The following is a 17,989-nucleotide window of genomic DNA, read 5'->3' as shown; positions in this document are numbered from 1 at the left end:
TTCGTAGGCGCTTAACGTTAAAAAAGTATTGATGAGCCCCCCGTTTGGACCCGTTTATAGGTTCGCCAAGCTTTTAGGCGGTATTGAGAACAGCGCGCGGAGAGATTGCGGCAGAGATCGCCGATACCACCCGGCGATCGGACGTCGATCAGGTCAAATGTTGACCGCCGTCGAGGGCGATCATCTGCCCGGTCAGCGACGGAGTCGCGAGAATGAACCTCACCGCCGCTGCGATCTCATCGGTCGAAGCGCCATGCCCGAGCAACGTCGAGCGGCTCTCGCGCTCGAATTCATCGTTGGTTTGATGGATGCTTCTGAGCACAGGCCCAGGACCGATCGCATTCACCCGGATTCGCGGCGCAAGCGCCTGCGCAAGCGTCCGCGTCGCCGTCCAAAGACCGGCTTTCGAGATCGTGTAGGAGAAAAACTCAGGTGTTAGGTTCCAGACGCGCTGGTCGATGATGTTGATGATGTTTCCCTCAGAATGTGAGGGAAGGGCAGCCGCCATCGCCTGCGCCAGGAACATCGGCGCCTTGAGATTGATGCCGAGATGCAGATCCCATGTCTCGTCGTCAAGCGACTGGATGGTGTCCGGCTGGAACTCAGACGCATTGTTGATGAGGACGCTGGGGGCGCCGAATTCGCGGACGACGTCGGCAAGAAGGCTACGCGCGGCGTCCGGTTCGGCGAGGTCGGCTTTGAAGGCTTTGGCCTTCCCGCCCTTGGCCTCGATCTCGTCTGCAAGTCGATCGGCCTCCGACACCGACCTTCTATAGTGGATGGCGACTGTCCAGCCGGCCCGGGACAGATCGAGCGCGAGCGCGCGCCCGATGCGGCGGGCAGCGCCAGTGATCAGGACAGTGCCATTCAAGGTTTCCGGCTAAGTCATGTTTTGCGCGCTTCGAGTCGAACGAAAATGTGTGTTGTGGATGCCACAGGAGCGTTTTGAAGAACGCTTGGCAAGGCGGTCCGCGAAAGCGATAGATTACTGGTGTTCAGTACCGCCACTTTTATTTCGCAAACTGCCTATAACTTGGCTCTTGCGCGAGCATTGATCTGCTTAAATACAAGGCAAATCGTCCCCGGATGGGCTTCTTATGCCAGCAGCGTTGCCATGAGGTAACAGCGGAGGGGTAAGTCACAGCTCGCGACGCCTAATCGCTTGTGCCTGCCCCCCAAAAAAGTTTTCCTACGTTCGAAGCGGTTGAGAGTCGCGTTCTCCGCATAGAGCGGGTGTTGCGAGCCGCAGATCTGGGACGGGGGTTGTCTTATGACGAATATCAGAAGTTTCTTGGGCGCAGCAGGCGTGGCGGCGGTCGCTGCGTTGGGAATGTCGACGGCTGCGCTCGCCGACGAAGATAAATTCGGTTACTCGATCACGATCTCGGGTGCATCGGACTACGTCTTCCGCGGTTTGACATTCAACAGCAATGATCCGGCTTTCCAGCCGTTCATCGAATTCACCTACGGTAATCCGAACCTGACTTGGTACTTGGATTTCTGGGGCTCCAATATCTCGGGTGAAGGTTTCGAGCCGTTCGAAATGGACATCTACGCCGGTGTTCGTCCTGTTACGGGGCCGGTCAGCTGGGATCTCGGTGTTCTCTATTACACCTACCCCGACAACAGCCTGGGCTGGGGCGCGACGGACTACGTAGAATTCAAGATCGCCGCGACGATCACTCCGATCACCAACCTCACCGCCACGGCGCTGGCCTTCTACACGCCTGACCAGGCCAACTACGGTGAAACCTATACGCTCGAAGGCGACTTGGGCTACGCGCTGCCGGAATTCCACGGCTTTACGCCGACCATCAGCGGTGCGATTGGTTACACCGACGGCACGGGTGGTTTCTCCGCCTGCGCCTGCGGCACAGATGGCTACGTCTACTGGAACGCTGGTCTGAAGCTGTCGATCGACAAGTACTTCATGGACTTCCGCTACTGGGATACCAACATTTCGGATGCTGATGGCGGACGGGATGTTGACTCGAACAAGTTCATCTTTACGGCGGGTGTGAACCTCCCGTAATCGCATAACCTACAGACAAAAATCCCATAATCCCGTCGCAGATGACCGGGGCCTCCCTCAGGGCCCCGGTTCTATTTGCAACGGGATTTCCTTTTTTGCGTCGGCAAGGGTTTTCACCAGGCCATTTGCAGGGCGTGCTTGAGAATTGCAGGAACTAGGCTCAGAAATTTGAACTCCTGTTTGCCGCCGTCGTTCGGTCTGAGCCGTGGTTTTCTCGGTCGTCGCTCTCGTTTGTCTAACCATACTCGTTGCCGCGACAATCGTGGTGCCGAGAACTCGTGCCTCATCATGTTCGCTTGGCTGACGTACCTGACCGCCCTCGCGCGTTCGGACAGGACATGGCCTGGCTCGCGATCCGCTCAGAAGATCCGACGGCCGTTGCCGCCGCGCTCGGGCTGACACGACTGCGGCCTGCCAATTGGACGTCCGGCGTCGGCGCGATTTATGATTCCGAGATTTCGAACGGCCTGGTCTTCATCGCCCCGCCGATAAAAGGCTGGACCCTGGTAGCCGCGGAATCGCTGCCAATTCCTGCGGGCGACGCATTCATCGACAAGATGACCCCGCTTCTGCGTCACCTCGCCATCGAATTCCAATCGGTTCAGTGCTTCGCCTCCTTCCCGATCATCAATTCTTACGCATGGGCCCGATTCGACAGGGGGAGACGCGTCAGGGCCTTCGCGGTGGCCGACGGGGGCGTGATCTGGAACAATGGCAAGCCCTCTCAGGAGGAGCGCCAACTGGGGCTTTCGTTCATCGAGGTGAGGGGGATCCGCGAGCGTCACGGTGATCTCGGAGGGGAACTGCAACTCTATCCAACCGAAGATCACGTCTATGCCATTGCCGGCGGCTGGAGCATCAACCCGATGGCAATCGAAACCCTGCGCGCCCCCGCAGGCGTCGGCTGGGTCGCCGATGCCCCTCGCTCCTGGCGCCCCGAGCGGGTTCGCAGGGTCGCCTAGCAGGCACGCTGAAAGAACCTGCCTTCAGCGTGCATTTCGCTGGAAGTCGAAATTCATTTGCGGTCCCGGGAGATGGTCAACGCCCGTTGAGCCGCTCCTCGGTAGACTTGGCAACTGTATTTGCTCTTGAGCGCTCGGGTTTCGCGCGGTCGAACGCGATGGCGGCACGAAAACCTGGTTGGCCGAGCAGAGATTTCGCCGGGTCTCGTTTTGCCCGCAACTGCGAGGAACGCCGTCTTTCGTCAGGCAAATCCGCACCTCGCGAAGCATGCCGCCCGCCCCGCCGCAGACGACCGCGATCATGTCGGGCTGCAACTCGGGATTGGCTTGTATGAATTCCCTCGTGACGTCGCGGGAAGACAGGATTTGCGACTCGAACGGATTCTGAAAGCGCTCAGGAATGTTGATTGCGTCATAAAGCTTATGCGCGAATGCGAAATACTGTACAGCGTCGAGCCCCGAACAGGTTCCATGCTGACGATATTCATGGATCACCAGACCTCTGCTCGGCATGATGTCGAGCATGCTGCTGATGATGGGCTCGGGCACGAACGGACGCCTCTGCATCCGGCAATTCGATGGGTAGCCGCTGTCATATTGCGGCCAGAGACCATGCAACACGAACGAATAGCGCCGCCCGTCGCGCCGGTTGCATTGCGTGTTGTCGTCGCTGCCCTGATCCGAGCAATAGGTCGGGCTCCACGATAAAACGAGCGCGTAATAATCGAATTGACCAGGGACGTTCTGCTGACCCTGATCGTCGTTGTCGTCCGATCGATCGCTCCAATCGCGATCGTCGTCGTTGTAGGCCTGCTTGTCGTGATAGCCCGCTTTCGGCGCATTGGTATTGCCGGTTCCACTCGCGCCGGAACTCGCCCCTGTGGTCCCTTTGCCACCGGTAGCGGTGCGGTCCGGCAACGGATACGCGACCCGTTGCTCGCTCATAAAGTGGGCAACGTAGGCGCCGAGAGCGACGAACACCAAGAGGGTCAGAAGAATGTGAGGTCTGAGCATGTCGTCATCTCGGCCGGCATTTCGGGATGCGATGTGTAGGGAGCATCAATCCTCCTTCAGGCGGCGGTTTTCGCAAACGCCGAGAGGATGCGCGCCCAGCTGCGGGCGCCTTTTTCGAAGCTCCGGATATTGTATTTCTCGTTCGGCGAATGGATGCGGTCGTCGTCCAAACCGAACCCTACCATCAGGCTATCCATGCCGAGCGCATCGCGGAAGGAGGAGACGATCGGAATGGACGCGCCGCTTCCCATCAGAACCGCCGGTTTGCCCCATTCCTCTTCAAGCGCTTTGGCGGCGGCGCGCATCGACGGATCGCTGGTATCGAACATGATCGCGCCGGAGCCATGGTGGCCGAGCCACGTCGCCTTGCAGTCCGTCGGGATGAGCGTCGCGACGTAGTCGCGGATCGCTTTCATGACGTGTTCCGGATCTTGCCCCGAAACCAGCCGGCACGTGATCTTCACCGATGCTTTCGCCGGTATCACCGTCTTGGATCCGATGCCCTGATAGCCGCCCGTCACACCGTTGAATTCGAGCGTCGGCCGTGACCAAAGCTGCTCGATCACCGAGCGGCCTTTTTCTCCTGCCGGCTGCGAAAGCCCCACAGATCCGAGAAATGACGTCGCCCTGACGCCAAGCGATTGCCATTGCGCAAGTTGATCTGCTGTCGGCTCCTGAACGCCGTCGTAGAAACCCGGAACCGCGATTTTGCCCGTGTCGTCATGCAGAGCCGCCATGACTTTCGCGAGCACGCGAATGGGATTGGCGACCGGCCCTCCGTAAATGCCGGAATGAACATCGCGGCTCGGACCGGTAATGACGAGTTCGTCGCCGACGAGGCCACGCAGCATCGTCGTGATCGCGGGCGTATCCTTGTCCCATTGCCCGGTGTCGCACACCAGGACGAGATCGGCTTTGAGCTCTTCGCCGTGAGAGGCAAGAAACGCCGGCAGCGACGGCGACCCGCACTCCTCTTCGCCTTCGATCAGCACCGAGACGGCGACCGGCAGTTCACCGGCGACTTTTTTCCACGCCCGCGCCGCTTCGAGAAAGGTCATCAGCTGACCTTTGTTGTCTTCCGCGCCGCGCGCCACGATCACGTCGCCGTTGGCAGCATCGTTCTCGATGCGAGGCTCGAACGGCGGCGATTTCCACAGTTCCAGCGGATCAGGCGGCTGGACGTCGTAGTGGCCATAGAACAGCACGTGCGGCACACCCGCCTCGCGATGCGCGCGGTCATGCGCGACAACCATGGGATGGCCCCTTGTCGGCACAACCTTGGCTTCCACAAACCCGATATCCTTGAGCGTCGCGGCACACCATTCCGCCGCCTTGACGCAGCTGCCCTTGTGCTGCGGATCGGTCGAGACGCTGTCAATGCGCAAAAGCTCGAACAGGCGGTCTAGGCCGGCCTGCTTGGATTGGCCCAGTAGATCGAGAACGGTTTCGAGCTTGCTCATCGTGCTAGACTTTCGACGCGTTGCCGGAATTGGCAGGATTGAAGCGGTGCTAGGAATGCCGGGCCCCATTTGCTATGGCACCTCTCCCCGTGCCCATCACCCCTGGCGGAATTGATGGGCAGCAAGAAGACCGCATCGGAGGTCTGATGGCACAGCCGAACGCCGACGGCAAAAGGAAATGGGTTTACGCTTTCGTGCCCGGAAAGGCCGAAGGCAGCGCGCAGATGTCGGAATTGCTTGGCGGCAAGGGCGCGAACCTTGCCGAAATGGCGGCGCTTGGCCTGCCGGTGCCCCCGGGCTTCACCATCACGACGGAGGTCTGCGATGCTTTCTTCGCCGCAGGCAACAAGCTTCCGGAAGAGCTGAAGAGCGAAGTGATGCAGGCCCTCAGCGCCGTCGGCGATACCGTATCGGCCGAATTCGGCAATGACGCGCGACCTCTGCTTGTCTCGGTCAGATCAGGGTCCCGGGCTTCGATGCCCGGCATGATGGACACCATTCTGAATCTGGGTCTCAACGATAAGACAGTCGAAGGTCTGGCCCGGCTGACGGGCGATGCGCGCTTCGCCTTCGACAGCTACCGACGTTTCATTCAGATGTATGGCGATGTGGTCCTCGGCGTCGATCACGGCGCCTTCGAGGACATTCTCGAGAACTTCAAAAATTTGAATGGCTTTGCCGCCGATACCGATCTCGACGCCGAAGCCTGGCGCGAGATCATCGCCGATTACAAGGCGGCGATCGAACGCGAATACGGCGCGCCATTCCCGCAGGACACCAACGAGCAGCTTTGGGGCGCCATCGCCGCCGTGTTCAATTCCTGGCACAACCCGCGCGCCGAAACCTACCGCCGGCTGCACGACATTCCCGACGATTGGGGCACCGCTGTCACGGTTCAGGCGATGGTGTTCGGCAACCTCGGCGACAATTCCGCGACTGGCGTCGCCTTCACGCGCAACCCTTCGACGGGCGAGAAGGAAATTTTCGGCGAATACCTTCCCAACGCTCAGGGCGAAGATGTCGTCGCCGGCATCCGCACGCCCCATTCTTTGACGAAAAAAAGTGCCGGCAACGGGCCCGAGACCTCACTTGAAGTCGCGATGCCCGACGTCTTTGCCGAATTGAAGAAAATCTTCGACCGGCTTGAAAGTCACTATCGCGACATGCAGGACGTCGAGTTCACCGTACAGATCGGAAAACTTTGGATTCTGCAGACGCGCTCCGGCAAGCGCACGACGGAAGCCGCGCTTCGCATCGCCGTCGATCTCGCGGCCGAGGGTCTGATCACGCAGGATGAAGCCATCCTCCGTGTCGAGCCCGCCCAGCTCGATCAACTTCTCCACCCCGCCATCGACCCTTCCGCCGACCACGACCTCATCGCGAAAGGGTTGCCCGCATCCCCGGGCGCCGCATCGGGCGAAATTGTTTTCCATTCCGAAATGGCCGAAGCGCTGAAGGCCAAGGGCAAGGACGTCATCCTCGTGCGCTCCGAGACGAGCCCGGAAGACGTTCACGGCATGCACGCAGCCGTCGGCATCTTGACCGCGCGCGGCGGCATGACCAGCCACGCCGCCGTTGTCGCCCGCGGCATGGGCCGCCCCTGCGTCTCCGGTGCCGGCACGCTCCGCATCGACGTCAATGCCGGCACCATGCGGGCCGGCGCGCGAACGTTCAAATCCGGCGACATCATCTCGATCGACGGCAGTTCGGGCCGCGTCTATGCCGGCAAAGCCAAGATGCTGCCGCCGCAACTTTCCGGAACGTTCGCGACCGTGATGGAATGGGCGGACAAAACCCGGCGGATGAAGGTCCGCACCAATGCCGATACGCCGCGCGATGCCCGTCAGGCGCGCTCGTTCGGCGCCGAGGGCATCGGCCTTTGCCGAACGGAGCACATGTTCTTCGAGGAAAAGCGCATTCTCGCCGTCCGCGAGATGATCTGCGCCGAAGACGAGGAGGGCCGGCAGCAGGCGCTCGACAAATTACTTCCGGTCCAGCGCGACGACTTCGAGGAACTGTTCGAGATCATGGCCGGACTGCCGGTGACGATCCGCCTGCTCGATCCGCCCCTGCACGAATTCCTGCCGCACGAGGATCGTGAGGCGGCCCAAGTCGCAGCCGCGCTCGGCATGGATCTGATGCGCCTCAAAGGCCGCGTCGCCGAACTCGAAGAGTTCAATCCGATGCTTGGCTTCCGCGGCTGCCGCCTGGGCATCAAGTTCCCTGAAATCACGCGCATGCAGACCCGCGCCATCTTCGAGGCCGCCGTCAATGCGCAGAAGAAAACCGGCGAAGCCGTGCGCCCGGAAATCATGATCCCGTTCATCGCCTACCGTCGCGAGTTCGATATCCTGCGCGAGGTCATCACGTCGACAGCCAAAGCCGTCGAACAGGAAACCGGTGTCGCCATTCCCCACGACATCGGCACGATGATTGAATTGCCGCGCGCCGCGCTCAGAGCCGCCGATATCGCCGCCGGAGCCAAAGGCGCCGACTTCTTCTCATTCGGCACCAACGATATGACGCAAACCGTCCTTGGCCTGTCGCGCGACGACGCTGCACCGATTTTGTCGAACTATCTCGAGCACGAGGTGATCACGACCGATCCTTTCGTTTCGATCGATCAAGCCGGCGTCGGCGAACTCGTAAGGATCGGCGTCGAACGCGGCCGCAGCGCCAAGCCTGGCCTCAAGACCGGGATCTGCGGCGAACATGGCGGCGATCCGCGATCGATTTTCTTTTTCGAGACGGTCGACCTCGATTACGTGTCGTGCTCGCCCTACCGCGTGCCTATCGCCCGCCTCGCCGCCGCGCAGGCCGTCATCCGACGCAAGCGGCGCGAGCAAAAGCCCTCTTAAAGCGGCCCGTTCTCCCGACGGTCGATATCATCAAGGCTCGGCTGGCGTGGGCGCGGCCCTTTGTTTCGTGGCAGCAGCAACAGCCAGACGACGAACGGCGGCACCAGGAAGCTCCATGCAACCCAGTAGGAATAGTCGCGATTTTTGATGCCTGCCAGAAAGGCCGCGAGAATCGAGGCGACGATGGCGACGGCGCCCCAAAGCACGATCCACTGCATTGCCATGGACAATCCCGACCCTCCCCAACCAGCGTTAGAGACTCAAAGCTCTTCTACCACGAACTGCCAGATGCGAGCCGACTGTGGCGAATTCAAGCAGCGCCGGCCGAACTCTTTTTTGGCGGCGCGACGAAGTCGAGCCCGAGATCGAGGACGGGAGCCGAATGGGTGAGCGCGCCGACCGAAATCAAATCGACGCCGGTGGCGGCGATGGCCTTCACGGTATCAAGGTTAACGCCGCCCGAAGCTTCGGTAAGGCATCGACCCGCAACGGTTTTCACGGCGCTGCGCAGGTCTGCCGGGCTCATGTTGTCGAGCAGCACGCAATCGACTTTTTCCCGCATGACGACGTCGAGTTGATCGAGAGTGTCGACTTCGACCTCGATCTTCGTCATGTGCCCGGCAGCTTCGCGCGCCGCCCTGACCGCTTCGGCGACGCCGCCGGCAGCCACGATATGGTTGTCTTTGATGAGGATGGCGTCGAACAGCCCGAACCGGTGGTTATGCCCGCCACCACAACGAACGGCGTATTTCTCGAACACTCTGAGGCCCGGGGTCGTTTTGCGCGTATCGACGATCTTGGCGCCTGTGCCTGCGATGGCGTCGACATAGCGCCGTGTCAGCGTTGCGATCCCGCACATCCGGCCCATGAAATTGAGGGCGACCCGTTCGGCGGAGAGGATTGCTCGGGAATTGCCGCCGATCCGCGCGATCGTATCGCCGCCGACGATAGTGCCGCCGTCAGCGATATCGACTTCGAACGAGCAATCGGGATCGAGTTCCCGGAACGCTGCTTCGGCGAGCGCGAGGCCCGAAACCACCCCTGGCTTTCGCGCCACGAGCAGAGCTTTCGACCTGACGTCTGCGCCAACCGTCGCGTTCGTCGTTATGTCGCCGCTGAGACCAAGATCTTCATCGAGCGCATTTCGGACTGCGGCAAGTACGAGATTATGCGGAAGCATATTCAAAAATTTCGCTTCTCAAGAGCCGCATGCGGCGAGTGGGACCGCCGCGCGATGCGTCCGTGCGGCCTCGACGGCGTCGAGATCCGCGAGCGTAATGAACGTTCGATGCGCGAGCGCCGGATCCGTTTGCGGATAGTCCGTGCGGTAATGCCCGCCGCGGCTTTCCTTGCGCATCAGTGCCGCGGCCGTAATCAGCCGCGCCGCCAGCAGCATGTTCGACAGCACGCGATCGTTGCTGCTCGCCGCGCTCAAGGCCTTGAGTTCGGCAAGTGCGGTTTTCAAGCCTTTGCCCGATCGCTGCACGCCGACGTACTTCGTCATGATCGACCGAAGTGAATTGATCGCCTCCTGGCGGGATGCCGTATCTGCCGCGCGGCCGCTGCCAGCAATGCGATGCGGGACGACGAAGTGCCCGATCCGATCGTGCGGCAACAACTCGCGAATGTCGTCGGCCACTCGGGCGCCGAACACCACCGCTTCGAGCAGTGAATTCGATGCGAGACGATTGGCGCCGTGCAGGCCGGTGGACGCAACTTCTCCGACCGCCCACAGTCCCGTCAGGCTGGTGCGGCCATGCTTGTCGGTCGCGATCCCGCCCATGTGATAGTGCTCGGCCGGCGCCACCGGAATGAGGTCTTTGGATGGGTCGATGCCGGCGCGCTGGCAATGACCCCAAACCGTCGGATACTCTTTTTCGAAGTGCGCGCCGATCGCCGTGCGGCAATCGAGGTAGACGCGGCGTCCGGCATTGAGTTCGTTATAGACGCCGCGGGCGACGACGTCGCGCGGCGCCAGTTCTCCGCGCGGATCGATCGCGAGCATGAAGCGCTCGCCCTCGGAATTGACGAGCACGGCGCCTTCACCACGCAGCGCTTCCGTTGCGAGTGGCGCTGGGTCTATTCCCGCATCGATGGCCGTCGGATGAAACTGCACGAATTCCGGATCGGCGATCACTGCGCCGGCGCGCGCCGCCATCGCCAGAGCTTCGCCTTTTGCGTAGGAGGGGTTGGTCGTCAGAGCAAACAATGCTCCGACGCCGCCGGTCGCAAGCACGACCGCAGACGCCGGAACAAAAGCGTATCGACCATTGCCGAGCGCCGTCGGTCGGATCAGGCGAACACCTTCGACGCGATCGTTCGCGACGATGAGATCATCGGCTTCATAGCCTTCGAGCACCCGGATGGACGGCGTCGCGCGAACGGCGGCGATCAGCGCCTGCATGATCGCGGCCCCGGCTTTATCGCCCGAGACGCGCACCACGCGCTTTTCAGAGTGCGCCGCTTCCTTTGAAAGAACGTAATGGCCTTCAAGGTCGCGATCGAACGGCACGCCGTATTCGAGAAGATCGCGGATCCGGTCCGGTCCTTCGTCGGCCACGAGTTGCGCCACCTCGGGATCGACGATGCCCGCGCCCGCTTCGATCGTGTCGGCGGCGTGTTTGGCGGTGCTATCGCCGGCGCCGACTGCGGCCGCGATGCCGCCCTGCGCCCACATGCTCGACGCGCCTTCGCCAAGTGGTGCAGCGGCGATCACAGTCACCGGCAACGGCGCGAGCTTCAGCGCCGTGAAAAGTCCAGCAAGTCCGGCGCCGATGATGACAACGTCACCGGGACCGGGTTCACCCTTGAAGCCGATGAACTCCGGCGAGCTGCGGCGCACTTTTGAAACGGCCATAGGCTTGCCCTCCTGGGCAGAATGAACCAAAGCGCCTCAGTTCGTGAGGTTGACCATCCGCTCGACCGCGCGCCGCGCCCGTTCCGCGACATCCGGATCGACAGTCACCTCGTACTGCATGTGCACGAGGCTGTCGTAGATGTTCTCCAGACTGATGCGCTTCATGTGCGGGCAGAGATTGCACGGCCGAATGAACTCGACGTCCGGCGCCTCGACGGCGACATTCGACGCCATCGAACATTCCGTGACGAGCATCACTTTTCGCGGGTGCTTGTCTTTCACCCACTTGATCATGCCGGAAGTCGAACCTGTGAAGTCCGCCGCCGCGATCACGTCGGGCGGACATTCCGGATGCGCGATGATTTTCAGACCGGGCTCGGCTTCGCGCATGGCGTTGAGCTCTTCGCCGGTGAAACGCTCATGCACTTCGCACGCGCCCTTCCAGGCGATCACTTCGACTTTCGTCTGCGACTGTACCCACTTCGCAAGATACTGATCTGGTATGCACAGAACGCGTGGCGCGCCGAGGCTTTCAACAACCTTGACGGCGTTGGCCGAGGTGCAGGTGATATCGCATTCGGCTTTCACGGCTGCCGACGTGTTGACGTAGGTGACGATCGGCACGCCCGGATAGGCCTCGCGCAACATGCGGACATCTTCCGGCGTGATCGACGACGCCAGCGAACAGCCCGCGCGCATGTCGGGGATAAGAACCGTCTTGTCCGGCGAAAGCAGCTTGGAAGTTTCCGCCATGAAGTGAACGCCGGCCTGAACGATCACCTTGGCGTCGGTACGGGCGGCTTCCTTCGCGAGCTGCAGCGAGTCGCCACGAAAGTCCGAGACGCAATGGAAGATCTCGGGCGTCATGTAGTTGTGCGCGAGGATGACGGCGTTGCGCTGCGCCTTCAGCGCATTGATCGATTTGATCAGCGGCGCGTAGTGCGGCCACTCCATCGGCGTGATGACGTGTTTCACGCGCGCATAAAGCGGCGCCATCTCTTTCTCGAGGGCCGGCGACCAAGAATAAGCCAGCGGTGTCTTGCTTCCGACCCGCGCTGTCGCGACCGGCGCCAACGTTGAAACCGCAGAAACCATCGTTCCGACCCTCCCACATATGCTCTAGTAGAGCATATTTAGTTTATGAAACGCGCCGGCAAACCTGCCGCACGCCCCACCGACAAGAATGCTCAACTTGAGCATTCCTGAACGATCTTAAGATAATGGAGTTGAGAACGAATTTCCAGGGCAGTGGTTCCGCCCTGGAGGGAAACTGAGCTGGACTTTAGTTCCGGCTGGGTGGTGCGGAAACTCTGACGCCAGGAGCTGGACGTTCCAGAAGAACTTCTCTGCGGAACCGGAACAGCTTCGCCGGACGTCCGCCCGTGCGAGTTTTCACGTCTCCGGTCGGCTCGACAAGGCCCGCGCCTTCGACCAGCCGGCGGAAGTTCTGTTTGTGGAGATGCGGCCCGAGGATCGCTTCCACCGTCTTCTGCAGTTCATACAGCGTGAACTCGTCCGGCATCAGTTCGAACACCACCGGGCGATATTTGATCTTGGCGCGCGTCCGGCTGATCGCCGTGGCCATGATCCGCCGATGATCGGCTTGCATCGGAAGGCCGAGTTTCGGTCTCTCGGTCCATTCCCGGGCTGCGGCGCGGCCGTCCCGCTTCGCTTCGTCCGCTAGTCCCGCTTCGTAGAGAAGCTCGAACCGTTCGAGAACCTTTTCTTCGTCCCAGGCGGTCCCGTCGAGGCCGAAACAAATGCGTGCCCGTTCGGCACGCCCGACCGTCGCCTGAGGCGACGTCGCGCTCGATTTCTCGGCCCAGGCTTTGAGACGCGGCTCGATCTCACGCGTGATGATCTCCGGCCGTCCCCGGCGCCAGTCTTCCCAGGGGAAATACTGGTACCAGCTGCGCCACAGACCGTCGGTCAATCCATGATGGCCGACAGCCTGGGTCAGTGCCAGGTAGCCGATCGAGACGAAATGCGGCGCCGTATCGTCCGGGTCAGCGTTTCTGCCGCGGTCGGCGAATGTGTAGAGCTGTTCGGCATAACCGAGCTCCAGGCCGGTTTGGTCCTGGACCCATGATCTGAGGCCGCTTTCGAGCGTACGGTGCTCACGCGGATTGAACGGCCCGAATGGCAGCATGTCTGTAGCGCCTATGCTGTCCGGTTCACCACGGACGACCAACGCCACAGGTTCGTTGTCGGACACGGCGACGATCGCCGCGTTGAGGCCGATCCCGACGGAAGGCTCATAATCGTGCTCTTCACCAGGAGCTCGTTGAGACTTGTCGGGCGTCGGCTTTCTCCGGCCAGAAAGTTCCATGTTCATGTGTGTCTTCCCCGTGCTCCCCATGAGGCGAGCTATTCGCCGATCATGGCGATTTTCAGATAAGCCTCAGGAACGAGACCGCGAAACAGCCCCAAAAACGCCCGATTGTCAGTGCCGCGACAAATCCGCGAACTTGGCAAGGAAGAGTGTTTGGGCATCACTCGCCGCTAACGGTTCCAATACGGCCAAGGCACGATGTAGTTCCGTCGGCAAATTGGGTTTTCCAAAAAAAAGTTCGGCTTCGGATTTCTCGAATCCCGCAAGACCTGTCGCTTCGTAGAAGGCCGCAATCATATCGGCCTCCTTAATCGCAGCCGACGCGGCGACGTTTAGATCTCGGATCTCGAAGCGGCAATAGATCGCTTGGAGGAGATTGAGTTCGAACGATTTATAGTCCAGCCCGATCGCCGTTTTGAAAGGACTTATCAGATCACCGATCACGTATTCCGGCGCATCGTGCAAAAGTGCAGCACGAAGCTCGTTCGCGGAGAAGCCGGGATGCAGCGCGTTAACGATATCGGTTACGAGCAGACTATGCTGAGCAACCGAGAAGGCGTGTGCACCTTTCGTCTGCCCGTTCCATCGCGCAACGCGCGCCAAGCCGTGCGCGATGTCTTCGATCTCGATGTCCTTGGGATCGGGCGACAGAAGGTCGAGTCTGCGGCCTGAGAGCATTCTCTGCCATGCTCGCGCCGATGGATTGCGAGGTGAAGTCATAGCCCGGCGATCTTCAGTCTCTTCTGCAACTTTGCGCACTCCGCGTGCCGGAAGCAGCTGACGAGATGATCGTTGACCATGCCGGTCGACTGCATGAAGGCATAAAGCGTGGTCGAGCCGACGAAGCGGAAGCCGTCGGCCTTCAGCGCTTTGCTCATCTTCTTGGAAATATCCGTCTCGGAGCGAATGTCCTTCATCGATGTTATCTCGTTGATGATAGGACGACCTTCAAGAAATCCCCATAAATACTGCGAAAACGGCATGCGCTCGGAAAGAGCAAGAAATACGCGAGCGTTGGAAATCGTCGCTTCGATCTTCGCTCGGTTTCGGATGATCCCTTCGTTTTTCATCAGGCGATCGACATCGCGTGCCGTGTAGCGCGCAATCCGCTCGGAATCGAAGTTGTGAAACGCCGACCGGAAATTCTCGCGCTTGCGCAAAATCGTGATCCACGACAGGCCGGCCTGGAAACCTTCGAGCGTGAGCTTTTCGAATAGCGCGCGATCGTCCGTCATCGGCACGCCCCATTCCACGTCGTGATAGCGCGTGTAGTCGGGATCCGCCCCGGCCCATGGACAGCGTTTGATCTCTTTCGATGTCATCGCGATGTTGGAAGCGCTGCAGCGGCGGATCGCTGGGCAGCCGAAGCACGATAGCGATCGACAGCATCCTCGTCCGGAGTAATCGCGACGCCGCCAGCCGTGAGAGGTTGTTTCTTCTGTTCCGCTTCGACGACACGGTCGAGACGGAGTATCGCAATAGCATCCGTTCCGTCGACGGTGCCGATACGTCCAACGGGAATTTCGCCGAGAAGAATATCCGAATTGGATTGCAATTCATCGTTGCCGGAGACTTTTACGGCGCGTTTGCGCACAAGCGTTTTGTTTTGCATGCGCGCCACGATTTCTTGTCCGACGTAACAACCTTTGGTGAAAGAAACACCGTGGAGTAGATCGAAATCGGCTTCATGCGGATAAGTATCGCCGAAATCGTAATCCCTGCCGCCTTCCGGAATTGCCAATTGCACCCTCAACGTGTCGTAGGCGTCGCGCGAATCGCCGCTCGGGGCCTGGCGCTTGGCGGGTAAAATATTTTCATCCGCCTTGCACAAAAGTCTTAGGCCGATCATCGGATGGCGCGGGTCGGTGTACGAAATGCCGCGCCCTTCGACCTCCGTTTTCGAATCAGGCCCCCACGATGCGTACACGTGGAAAGAATCGGAAACGTCCGTGATCGATACGTCAGCACGCAGCTTATACATCGAAAGCCGTTTGACGAGTTCGCCGGCCTTGGCCCGAGCGACGTCGATCAGATAGCCGTCTCCCTGCCGGACGACGAAGAAGTCGAAGAGGATTTTCCCCTGAGGCGAAAGCAGCCCCGCATAACGAGCGTCTCCGAGGGCAAGATTGGCGACGTCGTTAGTCACCAGCCCCTGGAGCAGCTTCTCGCTGTCGGCGCCCGTCACGCGGACGACCCCACGGTCGGAAAGTCGCGCTATGTTCGCGGCAGACATCGGCTCACGCCTTGGTTGCAAACGGAGAGAGAGTTACGTATGCGGGGTTCCGCTTGATGGCAAGACCGAGGAGCTTCCCGAAATGGCCGAGACGTTCGACCTCGTGATCCGCGGCGCGATCGTCGTCAACCACGACGGCCGCGGAAAGCGCGATATCGCGGTCTCGGCTGGCCGGATCGCCGCCATCGGCGACCTGAAAAACGCCTCGGCGCCGGAAATTATCGAGGCCGACGGCCTGCATATCCTTCCCGGCGTCATCGATACGCAGGTCCATTTCCGCGAGCCCGGCTTGGAGCATAAGGAAGACTTGGCGACCGGCAGCCGCGCCGCTGTAGCGGGCGGCGTCACTGCCGTCTTCGAAATGCCCAACACCAAGCCGCTGACGACCAGCGCCGAGATGCTGGCCGACAAGGTCCGCCGAGCGCGAGACCGCATGTTCTGCGACTTCGCCTTCTTCGTCGGTGGAACGCGCGACAACATCGCCGACATCCCCATCTTCGAGAAGCTCGAAGGCTCGGCTGGCATCAAGGTTTTCATGGGCTCTTCGACCGGAGACCTGCTGGTCGATGACGGCGTTTCGCTCGACAAGATCGTGGGGCGCATCTCGCGGCGCGCCTCGTTTCACGCCGAGGATGAAGCGCGCCTCAAGTCCCGAATGCATTTGCGCCGGAAAGGCGATCCGTCCTCGCATCCCGAATGGCGAGATCCCGAGGCGGCTCTGATCGCGACGAAAAAGCTCATCGGCCTCGCTGAAAAGCACGGCAAGCGGGTTCATGTCCTCCACGTCTCGACCGCCGAGGAAATGGACTTCCTCAAGGATCACAAGAATTACGCCACCGTCGAAGTCACGCCTCATCACCTGACGCTCGAGGGGCCCGAATGCTACGAGCGGCTCGGGACCTACGTGCAGATGAATCCCCCGGTTCGCGACGCCCGTCATCGCGCCGCGATCTGGGCGGCGCTTGAATCGGGCGTCGTCGATGTCCTGGGCTCCGATCACGCGCCGCACACGCGTGAAGAAAAGGATCACGTCTATCCCGACACGCATTCCGGTATGACGGGCGTGCAAACGCTGGTGCCCATCATGCTCGACCACGTCAATGCCGGCCGCTTATCGCTGGAGCGCTTTGTCGATCTGACCAGTCACGGCCCGCAACGCCTTTTCGGCATCCGCGGCAAGGGACGCGTCGCCGTCGGCTATGACGCCGACCTGACCGTTGTCGATCTCAGCCGCACTGAAACGATCACCAATCGCTGGATCGAAAGCCGCGCGGCCTGGACCCCCTACGACGGCGTGAAAGTGAAGGGTTGGCCGGTCGGGACATTCGTCCGCGGCCGGAAAGTCATGTGGGAAGGCGATATCATCGGTCCCGCTCACGGCAGCCCGGTGGGCTTCCTGGAAGGCTATGCCGGCTGAACGGCTCAGCCGTCGCGATCAGCGAGGCGCGCGACGTTCGCCGGCAACCGCTTGAGCACATAAACGGTCGTTCCGATGTCAGCCAGGCTCGCGAGATGGACGACGTTGGCGTTCGTCATCCGGATGCAGCCGGATGAGGCAGCCGTCCCGATGGATGACGCATCGTTCGTTCCGTGGATCCGATAGAGCGTGTTGCCGAGATAGAGGGCCATCGCGCCGAGCGGATTGCGCACGCCGCCGGACATTCTCTCAGGAAGCCCTGGCTTGCGCGCCCGCATCTCGGCGGGCGGAATCCAATCCGGCCACGCCACTTTCTTCGAGATCTTCTCCGTGCCTGTCCACGCGAAGCCCTCTTTGCCGACCGCGATCGGGTAGCTGTAGGCCGTGCTCGACGTCAGCACGTAGTATAGCCGGCGATCCGCCGTATCGATGATGACGGAGCCCGGTGCATAGCCGCTGCGGAACGAAACCTTCGGCGGCGCTTTCGCCGAGATATGAGGCTGGCCGCCCCCAGTCAGGGATTGCTTGTTGTCCGCCTGCTGGTCCTCGTCCTGCTCGTTTTTCTTCTTTTGCGGGCTGGACCAGTCCCAGCCCATGCCGAACAGCGGCTGGCTGTCCTCGGCCTTGGCTTCTGCGCCATGCTTGCGATCGAACTTCTTCGGCGGAACGTATCCGTAGGTTTCGTCGGCTGGATGAAATGCAAAAGCCGGAGCCGACATCGCGCAGCCAAAAATGACGGCTGCAAAAAGCAACAAACTCTTCATTGAACTAAACCCTCGCTCTTCGCGTGAACTGTGACGAGCGAAATACCGTCAAGCGGGAGG

16 protein-coding genes are annotated in these 17,989 nt (G+C 60.8%); 4 read left to right on the top strand and 12 right to left on the bottom strand.

Going from position 1 to position 17,989, the window contains the following annotated elements; genetic code table 11:
• Window positions 1–148: 148 nt before the first annotated feature.
• The gene (locus QM780_RS09370; protein ID WP_415070199.1) at window positions 149–871 is read right to left on the bottom strand and encodes an SDR family oxidoreductase; all 723 of its coding nucleotides are present in this window, start codon (window positions 869–871) and stop codon (window positions 149–151) included.
• Window positions 872–1,270: 399 nt separating this feature from the next.
• Between QM780_RS09370 and QM780_RS09365 the strand changes: the two genes are divergently transcribed.
• The gene (locus QM780_RS09365) at window positions 1,271–2,032 is read left to right on the top strand and encodes a TorF family putative porin (RefSeq protein ID WP_415070198.1); all 762 of its coding nucleotides are present in this window, start codon (window positions 1,271–1,273) and stop codon (window positions 2,030–2,032) included.
• A 338-nt stretch (window positions 2,033–2,370) separates the two neighbouring features.
• On the top strand, window positions 2,371–2,994 hold the full coding sequence (locus QM780_RS09360) for a hypothetical protein (protein ID WP_415070197.1): 624 nt from the start codon (window positions 2,371–2,373) through the stop codon (window positions 2,992–2,994).
• 24 nt (window positions 2,995–3,018) lie between these two features.
• On the opposite strand, the gene QM780_RS09355 is transcribed toward QM780_RS09360, so the two are convergent.
• Window positions 3,019–4,008, bottom strand: coding sequence for a ribonuclease T2 family protein (locus QM780_RS09355; RefSeq protein ID WP_415070196.1), 990 nt, complete (start codon window positions 4,006–4,008; stop codon window positions 3,019–3,021).
• Window positions 4,009–4,064: 56 nt separating this feature from the next.
• Complete coding sequence (locus tag QM780_RS09350) at window positions 4,065–5,468, bottom strand: dipeptidase (RefSeq protein ID WP_415070195.1); 1,404 nt, start codon at window positions 5,466–5,468, stop codon at window positions 4,065–4,067.
• A gap of 146 nt (window positions 5,469–5,614) precedes the next feature.
• Here QM780_RS09350 and ppdK point away from each other — a divergent pair, with 146 nt between their 5' ends.
• Entirely contained in the window at window positions 5,615–8,326 is a 2,712-nt protein-coding gene (gene ppdK / locus QM780_RS09345; protein ID WP_415070194.1) for a pyruvate, phosphate dikinase, read from the top strand.
• On the opposite strand, the gene QM780_RS09340 is transcribed toward ppdK, so the two are convergent.
• From QM780_RS09340 to QM780_RS09305, 8 genes are all read right to left on the bottom strand, one after another.
• The gene (locus QM780_RS09340; protein ID WP_415070193.1) at window positions 8,323–8,550 is read right to left on the bottom strand and encodes a hypothetical protein; all 228 of its coding nucleotides are present in this window, start codon (window positions 8,548–8,550) and stop codon (window positions 8,323–8,325) included. The genes ppdK and QM780_RS09340 overlap by 4 nt on opposite strands.
• 86 nt (window positions 8,551–8,636) lie before the next feature.
• Window positions 8,637–9,506 (bottom strand): carboxylating nicotinate-nucleotide diphosphorylase, encoded by an 870-nt coding sequence (nadC, locus tag QM780_RS09335; RefSeq protein WP_415071998.1) that lies wholly within the window; start codon window positions 9,504–9,506, stop codon window positions 8,637–8,639.
• Between the two features lie 18 nt (window positions 9,507–9,524).
• The gene (locus QM780_RS09330) at window positions 9,525–11,183 is read right to left on the bottom strand and encodes an L-aspartate oxidase (protein WP_415070192.1); all 1,659 of its coding nucleotides are present in this window, start codon (window positions 11,181–11,183) and stop codon (window positions 9,525–9,527) included.
• A gap of 36 nt (window positions 11,184–11,219) precedes the next feature.
• The gene (nadA, locus tag QM780_RS09325) at window positions 11,220–12,278 is read right to left on the bottom strand and encodes a quinolinate synthase NadA (RefSeq protein WP_415070191.1); all 1,059 of its coding nucleotides are present in this window, start codon (window positions 12,276–12,278) and stop codon (window positions 11,220–11,222) included.
• Window positions 12,279–12,465: 187 nt separating this feature from the next.
• A complete protein-coding gene (locus QM780_RS09320; protein ID WP_415070190.1) occupies window positions 12,466–13,518 on the bottom strand; it encodes an NUDIX hydrolase in 1,053 nt (350 codons plus the stop codon).
• A 108-nt stretch (window positions 13,519–13,626) separates the two neighbouring features.
• Entirely contained in the window at window positions 13,627–14,193 is a 567-nt protein-coding gene (locus QM780_RS09315) for a hydrolase (protein WP_415070189.1), read from the bottom strand.
• Window positions 14,194–14,231: 38 nt separating this feature from the next.
• Entirely contained in the window at window positions 14,232–14,837 is a 606-nt protein-coding gene (locus tag QM780_RS09310; protein ID WP_415070188.1) for a DNA-3-methyladenine glycosylase I, read from the bottom strand.
• Window positions 14,834–15,748, bottom strand: coding sequence for a YgfZ/GcvT domain-containing protein (locus QM780_RS09305; protein ID WP_415070187.1), 915 nt, complete (start codon window positions 15,746–15,748; stop codon window positions 14,834–14,836). The genes QM780_RS09310 and QM780_RS09305 overlap by 4 nt, the downstream gene beginning before the upstream one ends.
• Before the next feature lie 82 nt (window positions 15,749–15,830).
• Here QM780_RS09305 and QM780_RS09300 point away from each other — a divergent pair, with 82 nt between their 5' ends.
• A complete protein-coding gene (locus tag QM780_RS09300; protein WP_415070186.1) occupies window positions 15,831–17,165 on the top strand; it encodes a dihydroorotase in 1,335 nt (444 codons plus the stop codon).
• A gap of 5 nt (window positions 17,166–17,170) precedes the next feature.
• On the opposite strand, the gene QM780_RS09295 is transcribed toward QM780_RS09300, so the two are convergent.
• Complete coding sequence (locus QM780_RS09295; protein ID WP_415070185.1) at window positions 17,171–17,929, bottom strand: L,D-transpeptidase; 759 nt, start codon at window positions 17,927–17,929, stop codon at window positions 17,171–17,173.
• Between the last annotated feature and the right edge of the window lie 60 nt (window positions 17,930–17,989).

Origin of the sequence: Hyphomicrobium sp. (assembly GCF_047600905.1) — a bacterium.
In the GTDB taxonomy this organism is placed as follows: domain Bacteria; phylum Pseudomonadota; class Alphaproteobacteria; order Rhizobiales; family Hyphomicrobiaceae; genus Hyphomicrobium_B.
This window is presented reverse-complemented; position numbering and strand designations above follow the sequence as displayed.